Annotated in this window: 15 protein-coding genes and 1 tRNA gene; 11 read left to right on the forward strand and 5 right to left on the reverse strand. The window is 54.7% G+C overall.

All coding sequences use genetic code 11. The annotated features are described in order from the left end of the window. Nucleotides 1-451 precede the first annotated feature (451 nt). Complete coding sequence (locus tag JLG71_RS07675; protein WP_004852922.1) at nucleotides 452-706, reverse strand: hypothetical protein; 255 nt, start codon at nucleotides 704-706, stop codon at nucleotides 452-454. Between the two features lie 670 nt (nucleotides 707-1376). Between JLG71_RS07675 and JLG71_RS07680 the strand changes: the two genes are divergently transcribed. Continuing rightward, nucleotides 1377-1712, forward strand: a complete 336-nt coding sequence (locus JLG71_RS07680; protein ID WP_032750827.1) for a lysozyme inhibitor LprI family protein — start codon at nucleotides 1377-1379, stop codon at nucleotides 1710-1712. An 81-nt stretch (nucleotides 1713-1793) separates the two neighbouring features. Here JLG71_RS07680 and JLG71_RS07685 read toward each other — a convergent pair. Both JLG71_RS07685 and JLG71_RS07690 read right to left on the reverse strand, forming a co-directional pair. Then, nucleotides 1794-1865, reverse strand: a tRNA-Arg gene (locus JLG71_RS07685). Nucleotides 1866-1939: 74 nt separating this feature from the next. Continuing rightward, nucleotides 1940-2836: a formate/nitrite transporter family protein gene (locus tag JLG71_RS07690; protein WP_032694845.1), complete on the reverse strand. Its 897-nt coding sequence runs from the start codon at nucleotides 2834-2836 to the stop codon at nucleotides 1940-1942. Between the two features lie 257 nt (nucleotides 2837-3093). Between JLG71_RS07690 and mlaA the strand changes: the two genes are divergently transcribed. Then, on the forward strand, nucleotides 3094-3855 hold the full coding sequence (gene mlaA / locus JLG71_RS07695) for a phospholipid-binding lipoprotein MlaA (protein WP_200914044.1): 762 nt from the start codon (nucleotides 3094-3096) through the stop codon (nucleotides 3853-3855). 62 nt (nucleotides 3856-3917) lie between these two features. Here the strand turns inward: mlaA and fadL are convergent, their stop codons facing one another. Continuing rightward, complete coding sequence (gene fadL, locus JLG71_RS07700; RefSeq protein WP_014839142.1) at nucleotides 3918-5282, reverse strand: long-chain fatty acid transporter FadL; 1365 nt, start codon at nucleotides 5280-5282, stop codon at nucleotides 3918-3920. Nucleotides 5283-5653: 371 nt separating this feature from the next. Here fadL and JLG71_RS07705 point away from each other — a divergent pair, with 371 nt between their 5' ends. From JLG71_RS07705 to sixA, 4 genes are all read left to right on the forward strand, one after another. Beyond that, on the forward strand, nucleotides 5654-5938 hold the full coding sequence (locus tag JLG71_RS07705) for a YfcZ/YiiS family protein (RefSeq protein ID WP_200914046.1): 285 nt from the start codon (nucleotides 5654-5656) through the stop codon (nucleotides 5936-5938). Nucleotides 5939-6097: 159 nt separating this feature from the next. Next, nucleotides 6098-7408, forward strand: coding sequence for an acetyl-CoA C-acyltransferase FadI (gene fadI, locus JLG71_RS07710; RefSeq protein WP_025106653.1), 1311 nt, complete (start codon nucleotides 6098-6100; stop codon nucleotides 7406-7408). Then, on the forward strand, nucleotides 7408-9552 hold the full coding sequence (gene fadJ, locus JLG71_RS07715) for a fatty acid oxidation complex subunit alpha FadJ (protein WP_046877189.1): 2145 nt from the start codon (nucleotides 7408-7410) through the stop codon (nucleotides 9550-9552). Before fadI ends, fadJ begins: the two co-directional genes overlap by 1 nt. Nucleotides 9553-9761: 209 nt before the next feature. Further along, on the forward strand, nucleotides 9762-10247 hold the full coding sequence (gene sixA / locus JLG71_RS07720; protein ID WP_014230284.1) for a phosphohistidine phosphatase SixA: 486 nt from the start codon (nucleotides 9762-9764) through the stop codon (nucleotides 10245-10247). Between the two features lie 19 nt (nucleotides 10248-10266). Here sixA and smrB read toward each other — a convergent pair whose 3' ends face one another. Continuing rightward, on the reverse strand, nucleotides 10267-10818 hold the full coding sequence (gene smrB, locus JLG71_RS07725) for an endonuclease SmrB (RefSeq protein ID WP_004123257.1): 552 nt from the start codon (nucleotides 10816-10818) through the stop codon (nucleotides 10267-10269). A gap of 167 nt (nucleotides 10819-10985) precedes the next feature. Here smrB and prmB point away from each other — a divergent pair, with 167 nt between their 5' ends. From prmB to JLG71_RS07750, 5 genes are read left to right on the forward strand one after another with little or no spacing between them, the layout of a single operon-like run. Beyond that, entirely contained in the window at nucleotides 10986-11918 is a 933-nt protein-coding gene (gene prmB / locus JLG71_RS07730) for a 50S ribosomal protein L3 N(5)-glutamine methyltransferase (protein WP_009652591.1), read from the forward strand. Between the two features lie 37 nt (nucleotides 11919-11955). After that, nucleotides 11956-13044 carry a chorismate synthase gene (aroC, locus tag JLG71_RS07735; protein ID WP_102802947.1) on the forward strand — a complete coding sequence of 363 codons (1089 nt, stop codon included), beginning with the start codon at nucleotides 11956-11958 and terminating at the stop codon, nucleotides 13042-13044. Beyond that, the gene (mepA, locus tag JLG71_RS07740; protein ID WP_032750757.1) at nucleotides 13045-13869 is read left to right on the forward strand and encodes a penicillin-insensitive murein endopeptidase; all 825 of its coding nucleotides are present in this window, start codon (nucleotides 13045-13047) and stop codon (nucleotides 13867-13869) included. After that, nucleotides 13869-14678 (forward strand): sulfite exporter TauE/SafE family protein, encoded by an 810-nt coding sequence (locus tag JLG71_RS07745; RefSeq protein ID WP_014230280.1) that lies wholly within the window; start codon nucleotides 13869-13871, stop codon nucleotides 14676-14678. The genes mepA and JLG71_RS07745 overlap by 1 nt, the downstream gene beginning before the upstream one ends. Continuing rightward, nucleotides 14678-15226: an elongation factor P hydroxylase gene (locus JLG71_RS07750; protein WP_014230279.1), complete on the forward strand. Its 549-nt coding sequence runs from the start codon at nucleotides 14678-14680 to the stop codon at nucleotides 15224-15226. Before JLG71_RS07745 ends, JLG71_RS07750 begins: the two co-directional genes overlap by 1 nt. Nucleotides 15227-15231: the final 5 nt, after the last annotated feature.

Below are 15231 nucleotides of genomic sequence, written 5' to 3' on the forward strand. Positions count from 1 at the left end.
TCTGGTCAGAATATTATCTCTCAAACATCCTATCAGCTTTCCTGTAATAATTAAATGTATCGCGGCTAAAAAAATCCGCAGTACTCATTATCCTTGTGATGAATTAATGACTTTTAATTATTTTGTTGGTGCATTGAATTTCCAATAATTATATGAAATTACTAATAATGCAGGAGGCGATATTGAGTCAAAAGGCTGATGATTCATCGAAAGCGGAACCTGCTTGAAAATCCTCGGATAGACGATGCGGCTGGTGAACGGACAGAAGAGGGATCGCCATGGGTCAGGCCTGTATCGTGTCAATGCTTGTTTTGATGCGGGCTCGTGTGCAAAGAATCCTGCTATATCTGTCATAAGCAAAACAGAATTTCCCTTGCTGGAATCGGGCTTGCGTACTGTGCGGAGCATATTTGTGAAAGTACGGTGGGGTTATACCCCCACCGTACTGTTGTTACTTTTTCACTGCGTTTTTGGCCGCAGTTTTTGCGTTGTCGCAGGCTGCCTGGTTTTTAGCACAGGCGTCTTTGGCTGCCTTTGCTTCTTTCTGCGCATCCGCTTTCGCCGTGGACTTAGCCTGGGCGCACTGCGTCGCGTTATTCTGGCAGGCTGACTTAGCCTTTGAAACGACCTGACCATTTGCCGCGCTGGCAGCGCCACAAGCCATAAGCGCACAGATACCCAGTGCCATTGCGAGTTTTTTCATCATATCTATCCGTATAACCTATTTAGGTAAGGCAACAGGCTGTCCGCAAGTCCTGTACAGAACCCGATTCTTGTCGCAGACATCCTGCCGCAATATGAAGCGGATGGCTGAGAAGATAGCCTTTCATCCGCCATAAACCGCCGGACGCGCTGCTTTTAAGCAACGCTGATACTGAAAGAACAGCAGTTCAGCGCATCCGGCAGCGGCAAGAATACGTGACGGTGGGGATTTATCTACCGGCATTGTTTTGCGAATCGTAACGCAGGGAAACAATCAACAATGATAACTACTGTGAATGTTAAAATTTAATATATATAATTGATTTTAAATGGAATTAAATTTATATATGGAATATCAGGCCAGACATAATTATGAAAAGCGTTACGGTAGAAAAATTTTTCCCCTCTCTGGCAAGCAATACCGTGACCCGCGTTGATGCAATTCTGACCGATACTTCAGCCAGGCTGTGGGGCGTTTTATCGTCGGGAAAAAAGATTTTGCGGAAGGCGCGCGGCTAACCCAATGGGAGCCTTAAGGTGGATTAACTATAATTATCGACAGCACGGATAGTTCAGAGCGTCAGTGTGTCAAAAGCTTACGCTGGGCTTCGTAGCGAGGGGCACTCGTTATAAACGGGTAGCACAAATGGCGGGAGTGCGGAAATGGAGCGCGTATGAAGATAAGAGAAGTACTGATGACTATTGCTGTGCTGTATCCGGTAGCGGGGTACTCCGCGAGTTTTGATTGTCAGAAAGCGACGCAGGCGGATGAAAAGGCTATCTGCGCTAACCGGAGCCTGAACGATATGGACGTGGTGATGGCGACGAAGTATGAGTTTCTGCGGGGGCTTTTTCCAATGGGGACGCGTGGCGAGATGATGGACGCACAAAAAACATGGCTCCATAGCCGGCAGAAATGCGGCAGCGACAGCCGCTGTTTGACGAAATCATATGAAGACCGGCTACAGCAACTTGATGAGATCTATGCAGGGATCGATAAACCTCTGTGATTCATCTGCTTCGGGGCTGGCGTTGTTCTGCGGTGGTGATGATTAAACGAATGCTGTGAACTGAGGTGAATAATTCAAAAGTGTCCCCTGCAGGAATCGAACCTGCAACTAGCCCTTAGGAGGGGCTCGTTATATCCATTTAACTAAGGGGACGAAGCGCCGGGATTATAGCGTTATTTTCGGCGCTCGTTAAGCTTGTACGGGCCAACTGCTTAATCTATAGCCATTTAGCGCTTTTTTGCCTCCTCGGCTGCACGAGCCTTCTTCTCGTGACTCATGTCATTGCGAATCTGGGCATGGCTTAATAAAGCGAAAATAAAGGTCCCGCCGCATATGTTGCCGGCAAGCGTTGGCAGAGCAAAAGGCCAGATAAATTCCTGCCACGGTAGCGTCCCGTTAAATACCAGGTAGAAAATCTCGACGCTGCCAACCACAATATGCGTGGTGTCCGCGAGGGCGATAAGCCAGGTCATCAGAATGATGACGACAATCTTTGCAGAACCTGCGGCAGGAAACATCCACACCATAGTGGCGACCAGCCAACCGGAGATAATTGCATTGGCAAACATCTCCAGCGGCGGGTTTTGCATCACCTTCAGGCTAATTTTAAGAAAGGCTTCGCGAGTGGGCTCATCGAACACAGGCATAACATCGAACGCCCAGGCCGCGATAGCGGTCCCTATTAAGTTACCTGCCAGCACAATCCCCCATAAACGTAACAGCAGGCCGATGTTGCCTGGCGTGGGTTTATGCATAATAGGCAGGACGGCGGTGACGGTGTTCTCGGTAAACAGCTGTTGGCGAGCGAGAATGACGATCACAAAACCAAAGGTATAACCAAGATTTTCCAGCAAGAAGCCGCCGGGAAGTTCGTTCAGATGGACATGGAAGATACCTTTGGCGACCAGCGAGGCCCCCATTGAAAGCCCGGCGGCAATCGCTGACCATAATAGCGCCATGGCATCGCGTTCGAGCTCTTTCTCGCCCTCCTGGCGAATCACTTCATGAGTGGCCATCGCCTGTGAAGGCAGGCGTTCTTCATCAACCTCAATTTCTTCACCATTCTGCTTTTCTTCACTCTCTACTTCAACATCCTCATTATCATGGTGAGTTTGCGGTTTCATAACTTTTCCTCAACGGCGGGTCTTTATTATAATCCTAGAGCGGTTTCGGCTGTTCGGGTCGGATAAGCTCCTAAATTCTTCACAATGACAAGATTAGCAATACGGAAATTGCAAAATGTGTATAGAATCGGGACACCAACAATGATGCTAAAAAAGGCTATGCTGAAAGCAGGCACATGCTTACGGGCGATATCTTTATGGAGGCTGCTGTCCCCCGATAACCCCCAGCGATAGCTTAAATTAACAGGGAGACACCTATGAATTTTCGCCTGTCGGCGCTTGCGCTTGGCGCCACATTGCTGGTGGGATGCGCCAGTTCTAGTTCTGGCGATCGGCCGCAGGGGCGTTCAGATCCGCTTGAAGGCTTTAACCGTACCATGTTCAACTTCAACTTCAACGTTGTCGATCCCTATGTCCTTCGCCCCGTCGCGGTGGCGTGGCGTGATTACGTTCCGCAGCCGGCGCGTAACGGGCTGAGTAATTTTACCAGCAACCTCGAAGAGCCGGCGGTAATGGTGAACTCCTTCCTGAAAGGCGATCCCTATAAAGGAATGGTGCATTTTACGCGTTTCTTCCTGAACACCATCCTTGGGATGGGTGGCCTGGTTGATGTGGCCGGGATGGCGAATCCGAAACTACAGCGCGTTGAGCCTGCCCGCTTCGGTAGCACGCTGGGTCACTATGGCGTCGGCTATGGTCCATATGTGCAACTGCCTTTCTACGGCAGCTTCACCCTGCGTGATGAGGGTGGCGATATGGCTGATGACCTGTATCCGGTTCTTTCCTGGCTGACATGGCCGATGTCTATCGGCAAATGGATGGTTGAGGGCGTTGAAACGCGCGCGCAGCTGCTGGATTCAGACGGCTTGCTCCGTCAGTCCTCCGATCCGTATATTTTAATGCGTGAAGCCTACTTCCAGCGTCACGACTTTATCGCCAACGGCGGTAAACTTTCCCCGAATGAAAACCCGAACGCGCAGGCGATTGAGGGCAATCTCAAAGATATCGATTCACAGTAACCGACGGGTAGAAAGTAAAAAGGGTGAACATGATGTTCACCCTTTTTTGTGGCTTCACATTATCAGAAACGGTAGTTGAAGTTCGCGCCGTACAGCCAGGCTTTACCTTCTGATTTAAAGGTATACGGCCCTTCTGTAAATTCAACGTGCTGACCGTGCATATAAGACACACCGACGTCGACTGAGGCATCTTTATTAAAGGCGTAAGTCGTACCGGCGCTGAGCCACAGGCGATCCTGGTCCGGAATAGAGATAGAGCGATTGGAAGCCGGGACCGGGCTATCATCAAAGGCGATACCGGTACGGAAGGTCCAGTTATCGTCGTGGTAATAGGTCGTACCCAGCGCGATACGGTAGGAATCTTTAAAACCTTCGTCCTTGTAGAACAGCGTTTCCCCACCGCTGGTTTTGGTCGCTTTCAGCTCCTGGAACTGGCTCCAGCTGGTGTATGCCAGGCTGTAGTGAACGGCCCATTTTGGCGCCACGCGGTTATAACCTGATACTTCCCACATTTCTGGCAGATTCAACGTCAGAGAACCGCCAATCGTGGAGCCGCCGGTGCCGTACGGCAGGCCCAGGCCCAGAGCGGAGTTGATGGGGTTAAGGGACGACGGCAGGCTGCTCTTGTAATCCCCGTCAAAATCAACTTTGACTTCAGAGCGGTAGGTTAAGCCGTAGCGGTTGTTTTTATCGACTTCATATAAAATACCGGCATTCCAGCCAAAGCCCCATTCATCACCCTTCAGACGAGCAATTTGGGTGTCGCGGCTGATACCGCCGGCCTGTTGACCGATGGCCGCAGCCTGAGCCGGGGAGAGTTTGCCGGCTTTCACCATTCCCGGTAGCTGTGCGCCGATAATTTCCGGTAAATCACCCGCATAGCGCTCTAATTTTGCTCGAGCGTACACGGCGTCAAAGCCCAGACCAAAACTCCAGTGGTCGTTGAGACGATAAGCGCCGCTCAGGTTCAGGTTGAGCGTTTCGAGATCGGTGGTACCGCCCATCGAGCCCGCGGCAAAATCGTTGTTGAACTCGGTGGCTAAACCATAGTTAGAGGTCAGGGAAGCTCCCCAACCGAACTGGTCGTTAATCGGCGCCACGAAGTGCAGATTTGGCACCCATGCGGTAGGCGCAATATTGTCCTGACTGGCGTCATTACCGATAACTGAACTACCGGTGACGTTGACATCAGGATCGACGAAAATAGCGCCGCCGGAGAAGGTTGGACGGTCGAACATCATGATTAACGCCGGGTTACGACTGGCGTTTCCCGCATCATCAGCAATAGCGCCTTCACCTGAATAGGCGCGACCAAGGCCCGATGAAGAGAATTCGTTTAGCTGAAAGCCTGCTGACCAGGCCTGGGTTGAAACGAGTGCTACAGCCACTGCAAGGGCAGATTGGGTAAGGCGGGTTTTCTGGCTCATGCCCATAACCTCATAGAGTTATTTTTATTTAAACAATGTTACATGCTGTAACAGGAGCGCGAAGTGTAGGGTCTGCTTTACGACAGAGAAATCAGACCAGTGCGCTGAGTATAGGTCTGACCAGATGATATGTTGCAAGTTTGTTTATAAGTTTTTTCAATTGTGATCTAAGAAACGCGATCCAGTTGGCAAATTTGCCCGGGTACCTGTTACCCAAAGTAGGCGCTTTTTGTTTTGGATCATTTTTAAGTGTGATTTCGGTCACTTATCCCGTTTGTCGCCATTAACGACTGGAGGCAGGCATGCCCGGGGCGTAAAATACGCACATTATTTGTCTGGCACCTTGAGTGCATATACAGAGGAAATCTACGATGAGTAAATGCAGTGCTGATGAAACCCCGGTTTGCTGCTGTATGGATGTTGGCACCATTATGGACAACACCGATTGCACCGCCTCTTATAGCCGCGTGTTTGCGAACCGTGACGAAGCCGAAGAAACGCTCGCCGCATTAAGCGAAAGAGCGCGTAACGTTGAATCAGAGCCGTGCAAAATCACCCCGACCTTTACCGACGTTGATGGCGGCGTGAAGCTGGATATCGATTTCGTGTTCAGCTGTGAAGCTGAAACCCTGATTTTCCAGCTCGGCTTGCGTTAATCCTTCCCTTAATGCCCCTCATGGCAGGGGCGTTACCTTTTCTAATCAATGTGTTTTGGCTCCCACTTTTTCGGTTCCCCGATTGGCTTAATGTAAAATATTAGTTAAAACTGTTATCAGGTCAGACCACTTTGTTTTATCGGTTAACAGGGGAGCGTTATGAGTCAGGCATTACCGCTAGTCACCCGCCAGGGCGATCGTATCGCGATAGTCAGCGGTTTACGTACTCCGTTTGCCCGACAGGCGACGGCTTTTCACGGCGTGCCGGCCGTTGATTTAGGTAAGCTGGTGGTCGGCGAAATGCTGGCTCGCAGCAACATCCCCGCGGACATAATAGACCAGCTGGTATTTGGCCAGGTGGTGCAGATGCCGGAAGCGCCGAACATCGCCCGGGAAATTGTGCTGGGGACCGGCATGAGCGTGCATACCGATGCCTACAGCGTCAGCCGCGCCTGTGCGACCAGCTTTCAGGCGGTAGCCAACGTCGCGGAAAGCCTGATGGCAGGCACTATTCGCGCGGGTATCGCCGGCGGAGCCGACTCCTCTTCCGTATTACCTATTGGCGTCAGCAAAAAACTCGCCCGAACGCTTGTTGATGCCAACAAAGCTCGCACCCTGGGACAGCGTCTGAAGCTATTTTCTCGGCTGCGTTTTCGCGACCTTCTGCCCGTACCGCCAGCGGTTGCCGAATACTCAACCGGCCTGCGGATGGGCGATACCGCCGAGCAGATGGCGAAAACGTGGGCTATCACGCGCGAACGGCAGGATGCGCTGGCGCTGCGTTCACACCAGCTTGCGGCCAGAGCCTGGGAGGAAGGTAAGCTCTCGGCAGAAGTGATGACGGCGTACACGCCGCCGTTCCGTGAGCCGCTGGAACAGGATAATAATATTCGTAAAAATTCAACCCTGGCGGATTACCAAAAGTTACGCCCGGCCTTCGATCGTCAACACGGGAGCGTAACCGCCGCGAACAGTACGCCGCTAACCGATGGGGCGGCGGCGGTGATCCTGATGACCGAATCCCGGGCTAAAGAGCTGGGCCTTGTTCCGCTGGGCTATCTGCGAAGCTACGCTTTCACCGCGATTGATGTTCGCCAGGATATGCTGCTGGGCCCGGCGTGGTCGACGCCGCTGGCGCTGGAAAGAGCGGGGCTGACGCTGGCTGATTTGACCCTGATTGATATGCATGAAGCTTTTGCCGCGCAAACGCTGGCCAACCTGCAATGTATGGCCAGCGATCGCTTTGCCCGCGAAGTGCTTGGCCGCTCTCAGGCTACCGGGGAAGTGGACGAGAGCAAATTTAATGTGCTTGGCGGCTCGATTGCCTACGGTCATCCCTTTGCCGCCACCGGCGCGCGGATGATTACCCAAACGCTGCATGAACTGCGGCGGCGCGGCGGCGGATTTGGTCTGGTCACCGCCTGCGCGGCGGGTGGGTTGGGTTCAGCGATGGTTCTGGAGGCCGAATAATGGAAACCGTATCGGCATTTACGCTTGAGGTTCGCCCGGACAATATCGCCGTCATCACCATTGACGCGCCCGGTGAAAAAATGAATACCCTGAAAGCTGAGTTCGCCAGCGAGGTACGGGGGATCATCCGCCAGATCCGCGACAATAAGGAGCTGCGCGGCGCGGTGTTTATCTCGGCAAAAGCGGATAACTTTATCGCCGGGGCGGATATCAATATGATTGCCCGCTGCCATTCCGCGCAGGAAGCGGAGGCGCTTGCCCGTCAGGGCCAGCAAATCATGGCCGAGATCCACGGTCTGTCGATTCCGGTGATTGCCGCTATCCACGGCGCATGCCTGGGCGGCGGCCTTGAACTGGCGCTGGCCTGCCACGGGCGGGTATGCAGCGATGACGATAAAACCCGGCTTGGCCTCCCGGAAGTACAGCTGGGGCTGCTGCCCGGCTCTGGCGGAACTCAGCGTCTACCGCGATTAATTGGCGTCAGCGGCGCGCTGGAGATGATCCTGACCGGTAAGCAGCTTCGCCCGCGTCAGGCCCTGAAGGCAGGGCTGGTTGATGAGGTGGTGCCGCAGACTATCCTGCTGCAAACCGCGATTGAACTGGCGCTCAAAGGTCGCCCGGCAAGCCGCGCTGTTCCGGCGCGCGAACGTATTCTCGCAGGCCCGCTTGGCCGCAGCCTGCTGTTTCGTCTGGTCGCGAAAAAGACGCATCACAAAACCCAGGGGAACTACCCGGCAACTGAGCGCATTCTGCAGGTGATTGAAACCGGACTGGCGCAGGGCTGCAGCAGCGGATACGCCGAGGAGGCCCGCGCTTTTGGCGAGCTGGCGATGACGCCGCAATCGCAGGCGCTACGGTCGATTTTTTTCGCCAGCACCGATCTGAAAAAAGATCGCGGCGCGGATGCTGATCCCGTCGCGCTGCGCAGCGTGGGCATTCTGGGCGGAGGACTCATGGGGGGCGGTATCGCTTACGTCACCGCCTGCAAAGGCGGATTACCGGTACGCATAAAGGACATCCAGCCGCGCGGGATAAATCACGCGCTGAAGTACAGCTGGGATCTGCTCGATAAACAGGTGCGTCGCCGCTATCTGCGCGCCAGCGAGCGCGATCGCCAGATGGGGTTAATATCCGGTTCGCTGGATTATCAGGGATTTGCACATCGCGATGTGGTGATCGAAGCGGTGTTTGAAGATCTTGCGCTCAAGCAGAAGATGGTCAGCGAAGTTGAACAGCACTGCCGCCCGGAGACGATCTTTGCTTCTAACACCTCGTCTTTACCGATCGGCGAGATCGCGGCGCATGCAAGCAGGCCGCAGCGGGTCATCGGGCTTCACTTCTTTAGCCCGGTAGACAAAATGCCGCTGGTGGAGGTGATTCCGCATAGTGGTACGGATCGGCAAACAATTGCGACGGCGGTTAAGCTGGCGAAACTGCAGGGTAAAACGCCGATTGTCGTCGCCGATAAAGCGGGCTTTTATGTTAACCGCATTCTGGCCCCCTACATAAATGAAGCCATGCGCCTGTTGATGGAAGGCGAGCCGGTAGAGCATATTGATAACGCTTTGGTTAAATTCGGTTTTCCGGTTGGCCCTATTCAGCTCCTTGATGAAGTGGGAATCGATACCGGTACCAAAATTATCCCGGTACTGGAGGCCGCATGGGGAGAACGTTTTAGCCCGCCTGCAAACATCATTAGTTTGATTCTGAATGACGATCGCAAAGGGAGAAAAAATAACCGGGGTTTCTATCTTTATGCGGCAAAAGGGCGTAAAAGCAAAAAACGGCCCGATCCTGCGATCTACGCTTTACTGGGTATTTCCTCACCGCAGGCGCGCTTGTCCGCGCAGCAGGTGGCGGAACGCTGCGTGATGATGATGCTTAACGAAGCGGCGCGCTGCTTCGATGAGCGAGTGGTTCGCAGCGCCCGCGATGGTGATATCGGCGCCGTATTTGGCATTGGTTTTCCGCCGTTTCTTGGCGGCCCGTTCCGCTATATGGATACCCTGGGAGCGGGGGAGGTCGCCGCGATATTGCAGCGCCTGGCTGCTCAGTACGGCCCGCGCTTTACACCATGTGACACTTTGTTACACATGGCCGAGCAGGGGGCGACCTTTTGGCCCGCTGAGGAACGTACGACCTAAGTTGTGGTCAAAGAAGGTAAATCCGGTAATGAACGGCGCTGCGCTTTGGCGATTTTGTAAGCAATAGTTGACTATACTTACGCCATTGAGGTAAAAAACAGCGTTTCATTCGTTGAATGGATCAGGCACAATGCCCGGCCACCGGGTCACCTGCGTATCGTCTACGTGGGTAAGACCGCGGTGCTTCTGGTTAACAAAAGCGGTGCAATATGCAAGTTTTTATCATGCGTCACGGCGACGCTGCCCTCGATGCAGCCAGTGACTCGGTTCGTCCATTAACCGTCTGCGGTTGCGATGAGTCTCGTCAGATGGCTACCTGGCTGAAAGGTCAAAAAGTGGATATTGAGCGGGTTCTTGTGAGTCCCTACCTGCGTGCAGAACAGACGCTGGAAATTGTTGGGGAGTGCATGAATCTGCCAAAAGATGTCGACGTGATGCCGGAACTCACGCCGTGCGGCGACGTTGGCATGGTTAGCGCTTATCTGCAGGCGCTGGCGAATGAAGGTGTGGCGACGGCGCTGGTCGTGTCTCACCTCCCTCTGGTGGGGTACCTCGTCTCAGAGCTGTGCCCGGGGGAAACTCCCCCGATGTTCACCACTTCGGCGATTGCCTGCGTCACGCTTGATGCCAGCGGCAAAGGCGAATTCAACTGGCAAATGAGCCCCTGCAATTTGAAGATGGCGAAGGCTATCTGATTCCCTCCGGGGCTGACGTTTACGGAAGCTCCGGCGGTTGCCACTCTTCAACTTCAATCAGAACCAGCAGTGCGGCGTCTCCGCCGTACTCTTTTGGTGCCTGATGAAACGCCATAATATGCGGGTGCTGGGCCAGCCACAGCGGCGTTTGCTGTTTGAGAATATGCTTTCCATGCCCGTGCATCACGCAGGCGCAGAATACGTGCTCGCGACGGCAGGCGGCAATCAAGGCTCCCAGTTCCTGCTTGGCCTGCTGCTGGGTTAAACCGTGCAGGTCGAGAAACAGCTCCGGCGAATAATCACCCCGACGCAGTTTTTTCAGCTCAAAATGGCTGACGTCCGAACGCACATACTTAACCGACCCTTCGGTATTCAGCAGCGGCTGAAACTCATCGGAAAAATAGTGGCTGTTATCCGCCTGCTCCTGGAGCAGCCGCTTGGGCGGTACTTCAGCGATTTTTTTACGCTGCGGGCGATGAACGATGGTGTCCTGCTTAATCTGACGCGTGCCGGTCATCAGCTGCCGGAACAATGCCTGATCCTCCTCGCTTAGCGATGTTTTCTTTTTCATTACCTGATCTCATTTTTTCTTTGCCGGTAGTTTACCCGACTCGCCACGCATCCAGGCAAGGAAAACCTATTTTTCCCCCTCAGCCTGACGTAAGAATGCTGATTTATCCCCGTCTTCGTGGCAAACTAGCCGCCGAATTTATAGCAGAGCGTGCCCTGGGGGATAGCGTGGATAAAATTTTTGTTGATGAAGCCGTTAATGAGCTTCATACCATTCAGGACATGCTGCGTTGGGCGGTAAGCCGCTTCAGCGCTGCAAATATCTGGTACGGACACGGCACCGATAACCCGTGGGATGAAGCCGTACAGCTGGTGATGCCTTCACTGTATCTGCCGCTTGATATTCCGGAAGATATGCGTACCGCGCGTCTGACTTCCAGCGAAAAACATCGCATCGTTGAGCGCGTCATTCGTCGTATTAACGAGCGCATTCCGGTCGCTTATTTGACCAACAAAGCCTGGTTCTGCGGCCATGAGTTTTACGTCGATGAACGCGTGCTGGTACCGCGCTCGCCGATTGGCGAACTCATTAACAACCATTTTTCCGGCCTGATTGACCACTATCCGCAGCACATCCTTGATATGTGCACCGGCAGCGGCTGTATCGCTATCGCCTGCGCTTACGCTTTCCCGGAAGCGGAAGTCGATGCGGTGGATATTTCCCCTGACGCGCTGGCCGTTACCGAGCAGAACGTGGAAGATCACGGCTTAATTCATAACGTTACGCCGATTCGCTCCGATCTGTTCCGCGATCTGCCGAAGGTGCAATACGATCTGATCGTGACCAATCCGCCGTACGTCGATGAAGAAGATATGTCCGACCTGCCGGGTGAATATCGCCATGAACCGGTCCTGGGGCTGGCTTCCGGTAGCGATGGTCTGAAGTTAACCCGCCGGATCCTCGCCTGCGCGCCGGATTATCTCAGCGATGACGGTATCCTGATTTGTGAAGTCGGTAACAGCATGGTACATCTGATGGAGCAATATCCTGACGTGCCATTTACCTGGCTGGAGTTTGAAAACGGCGGCGATGGCGTCTTTATGCTGACTAAACCGCAGCTGATTGCCGCCCGCGCGCATTTCGGTATTTATAAAGACTAAAACAACACGCAAACATAACGACAAAAACGGAGCCGTGATGGCAGGAAACACAATTGGACAACTCTTTCGCGTCACGACGTTCGGCGAGTCGCATGGCCTGGCGCTGGGCTGCATCGTTGACGGCGTGCCGCCAGGCATTCCGCTAACCGAAGCCGATCTCCAGCACGATCTCGATCGCCGTCGTCCGGGAACCTCACGCTATACCACCCAGCGCCGCGAGCCGGACCAGGTGAAGATCCTTTCCGGCGTATTCGAGGGGGTGACCACCGGGACCAGCATTGGCCTGCTGATTGAGAATACCGACCAGCGTTCTCAGGACTACGGCGCCATTAAGGACGTTTTCCGCCCGGGACACGCTGACTACACCTACGAGCAGAAATATGGCCTGCGCGACTATCGCGGCGGCGGTCGTTCCTCTGCGCGTGAAACCGCCATGCGCGTGGCCGCAGGGGCGATTGCCAAGAAATTCCTCGCCGCGAAATTTGGTATTGTGATTCGCGGTTGCATGACCCAGATGGGCGATATCCCGCTGGCGATAAAAGCGTGGGATCAGGTAGAGCAGAACCCGTTCTTCTGCCCGGATCCGGACAAAATCGAAGCGCTTGATGAACTGATGCGCGGCCTGAAAAAAGAGGGCGACTCCATCGGGGCGAAGGTCACCGTGGTGGCCGATGGCGTACCGCCGGGACTGGGCGAGCCGGTATTCGACCGTCTCGATGCCGATATCGCGCACGCGCTGATGAGCATCAATGCGGTGAAGGGCGTGGAAATTGGCGATGGTTTTGAGGTGGTGAAGCTGCGCGGCAGCGAAAACCGCGATGAAATTACCAAAGCGGGCTTCCAGAGCAACCACGCGGGCGGCATTCTCGGCGGCATTAGCAGCGGTCAGCAGATCGTGGCGAATATCGCGCTGAAGCCGACCTCCAGCATCACCGTCCCGGGTCACACGATCAATCGCTTTGGCGAAGAAGTTGAGATGATCACCAAAGGGCGTCACGATCCTTGCGTCGGTATTCGTGCGGTACCTATTGCCGAAGCGATGCTGGCGATCGTGTTAATGGATCACTTTATGCGTCAGCGCGCGCAAAATGGCGACGTGACGACATCAATTCCACGCTGGTCATAGATGAAAAACACCGTTATCGCACTGCTGGCGCTCCTCGCCAGCGGTACCAGCCTGGCGGCGACGCCGTGGCAGAAAATCACGCAGCCCGTTAGCGGCAGCCCGCAGTCCATCGGCGCGTTTGCCAATGGCTGTATAGTTGGCGCGCAGGCGCTGCCGTTAAACGCCACCGGCTATCAGGTGATGCGTACCGATCAGAACCGCTACTTCGGCCATCCGGACCTCGTGCAGTTTATTCAGCGTCTGAGCAATCAGGCGCACAATAAAGGCATGGGAACGGTGCTGATTGGCGACATGGGTATGCCGGCCGGTGGACGCTTTAACGGCGGCCACGCCAGCCATCAGTCCGGACTGGACGTCGATATTTTTCTTCAGCTGCCGCAGGCGCGCTGGAGTTCAGCTCAGCTGCTGAAGCCGCAGGCGCTGGACCTGGTGGCCCGCGACGGCAAACGCGTAGTGCCGTCGCTGTGGAGCCCGCAAATCAGCCAGCTGATTAAGATGGCGGCGCAAGATAGCGACGTTACGCGTATTTTCGTCAACCCGGCGATTAAGCAGCAGCTGTGCCTGGATGCCGGTAGCGATCGCGACTGGCTACGCAAAGTTCGCCCATGGTTCCAGCACCGAGCGCATATGCACGTGCGCCTGCGCTGCCCGGCCGGCAGCCTCGAGTGTGAAGACCAGGCCCCGCCTCCGGCGGGCGATGGCTGCGGTGCGGAATTGCAAAGCTGGTTTGAACCCCCTAAGCCAGGATCAACCCCTCCTGTGAAGAAGACGCCGCCTCCGCTGCCGCCTTCCTGCCAGGCGCTACTGGATGAGCATATTCTTTAATGGATAGTTTTATCGACGTTTTTATGGTGTCACCGACGGTACTGGTCGTACTGTTCTTCGTGGCCATTCTGGCGGGATTTATCGATTCACTGGCGGGCGGCGGCGGGTTATTGACCGTCCCGGCCCTGATGGCGGCGGGTCTTCCCCCTGCGCAGGCGCTGGCAACGAATAAGCTGCAGGCCTGCGGCGGGTCGCTGTCCGCCTCGCTTTATTTCATCCGCCGCAAGGTGGTGAATCTGGCCGACCAGAAGCTCAATATTCTGATGACCTTTCTCGGCTCGACGGGCGGCGCGCTGCTGGTCCAGCACGTCCAGTCCGATATTCTCAAGCAGATACTGCCAATCCTGGTTATCGGCATTGGCCTCTATTTTCTGCTGATGCCGAAGCTCGGCGAAGAGGACCGGCAGCGACGTCTGTACGGTCTGCCGTTTGCCCTGGTGGCTGGTGGCTGCGTCGGTTTTTACGACGGTTTCTTTGGTCCGGGCGCCGGATCTTTTTACGCGCTGGCTTTCGTCACCCTCGCGGGGTTCAATCTGGCGAAATCGACCGCGCATGCAAAATTGCTTAACGCGACGTCTAACGTTGGCGGCCTGCTGTTGTTTATTATTGGCGGCAAGGTGATATGGGCTACCGGCTTTGTGATGCTGGCCGGGCAATTTATCGGCGCCCGCGCGGGATCGCGGCTGGTGCTGAGCAAAGGACAGTCACTGATTCGACCGATGATCGTCGTGGTGTCGGCGGTGATGAGTGCAAAACTGCTTTATGACAGCCATGGACAGGAGTTCCTCCAGTGGCTGGGGATGAACTAATGAACAGCACGCATAAATATGAACAGCTGATCGAAATCTTCGACGGCTGTTTTGCTGAAGATTTTAATACCCGTCTGATTAAAGGCGATGACGAACCGATCTATCTTCCGGCAGATGATGACGTGCCTTACAACCGTATCGTCTTTGCCCACGGCTTTTACGCCAGCGGACTGCACGAGATATCGCATTGGTGCATTGCCGGGAAGGCGCGACGTGAGCTGGTAGATTTCGGTTACTGGTACTGCCCGGACGGTCGCGACGCGATGACCCAGTCTCAATTTGAAGACGTTGAGGTGAAGCCTCAGGCGTTTGACTGGCTGTTTTGCGTGGCGGCGGGATACCCATTTAACGTCAGCTGCGACAACCTGGAAGGGGATTTTGAGCCCGACCGGATCGCTTTTCAGCGGCGCGTGCATGCCCAGGTGATGACCTATCTGGAGCAGGGGATCCCTGAGCGTCCCGCGCGTTTCATTCAGGCGCTGCAAGAATATTACCAAACGCCGCCCTTGACGGCAGAACAGTTCCCGTGGCCGGAAGACCTGCACTAAGGCCA

This window comes from Klebsiella michiganensis (genome assembly GCF_015139575.1).
Taxonomy (GTDB): Bacteria; Pseudomonadota; Gammaproteobacteria; order Enterobacterales; family Enterobacteriaceae; genus Klebsiella; species Klebsiella michiganensis.

Coding starts and splice junctions, on each gene's coding strand:
- mlaA (WP_200914044.1), top strand. CDS start 3,094: ATGAATTTTCGCCTGTCGGCGCTTGCGCTTGGCGCCACATTGCTGGTG.
- mepA (WP_032750757.1), top strand. CDS start 13,045: ATGAAAAACACCGTTATCGCACTGCTGGCGCTCCTCGCCAGCGGTACC.
- sixA (WP_014230284.1), top strand. CDS start 9,762: ATGCAAGTTTTTATCATGCGTCACGGCGACGCTGCCCTCGATGCAGCC.
- fadI (WP_025106653.1), top strand. CDS start 6,098: ATGAGTCAGGCATTACCGCTAGTCACCCGCCAGGGCGATCGTATCGCG.
- JLG71_RS07750 (WP_014230279.1), top strand. CDS start 14,678: ATGAACAGCACGCATAAATATGAACAGCTGATCGAAATCTTCGACGGC.
- JLG71_RS07705 (WP_200914046.1), top strand. CDS start 5,654: ATGAGTAAATGCAGTGCTGATGAAACCCCGGTTTGCTGCTGTATGGAT.
- fadJ (WP_046877189.1), top strand. CDS start 7,408: ATGGAAACCGTATCGGCATTTACGCTTGAGGTTCGCCCGGACAATATC.
- smrB (WP_004123257.1), bottom strand. CDS start 10,818: ATGAAAAAGAAAACATCGCTAAGCGAGGAGGATCAGGCATTGTTCCGG.
- fadL (WP_014839142.1), bottom strand. CDS start 5,282: ATGAGCCAGAAAACCCGCCTTACCCAATCTGCCCTTGCAGTGGCTGTA.
- JLG71_RS07680 (WP_032750827.1), top strand. CDS start 1,377: ATGAAGATAAGAGAAGTACTGATGACTATTGCTGTGCTGTATCCGGTA.
- JLG71_RS07745 (WP_014230280.1), top strand. CDS start 13,869: ATGGATAGTTTTATCGACGTTTTTATGGTGTCACCGACGGTACTGGTC.
- aroC (WP_102802947.1), top strand. CDS start 11,956: ATGGCAGGAAACACAATTGGACAACTCTTTCGCGTCACGACGTTCGGC.
- JLG71_RS07675 (WP_004852922.1), bottom strand. CDS start 706: ATGATGAAAAAACTCGCAATGGCACTGGGTATCTGTGCGCTTATGGCT.
- JLG71_RS07690 (WP_032694845.1), bottom strand. CDS start 2,836: ATGAAACCGCAAACTCACCATGATAATGAGGATGTTGAAGTAGAGAGT.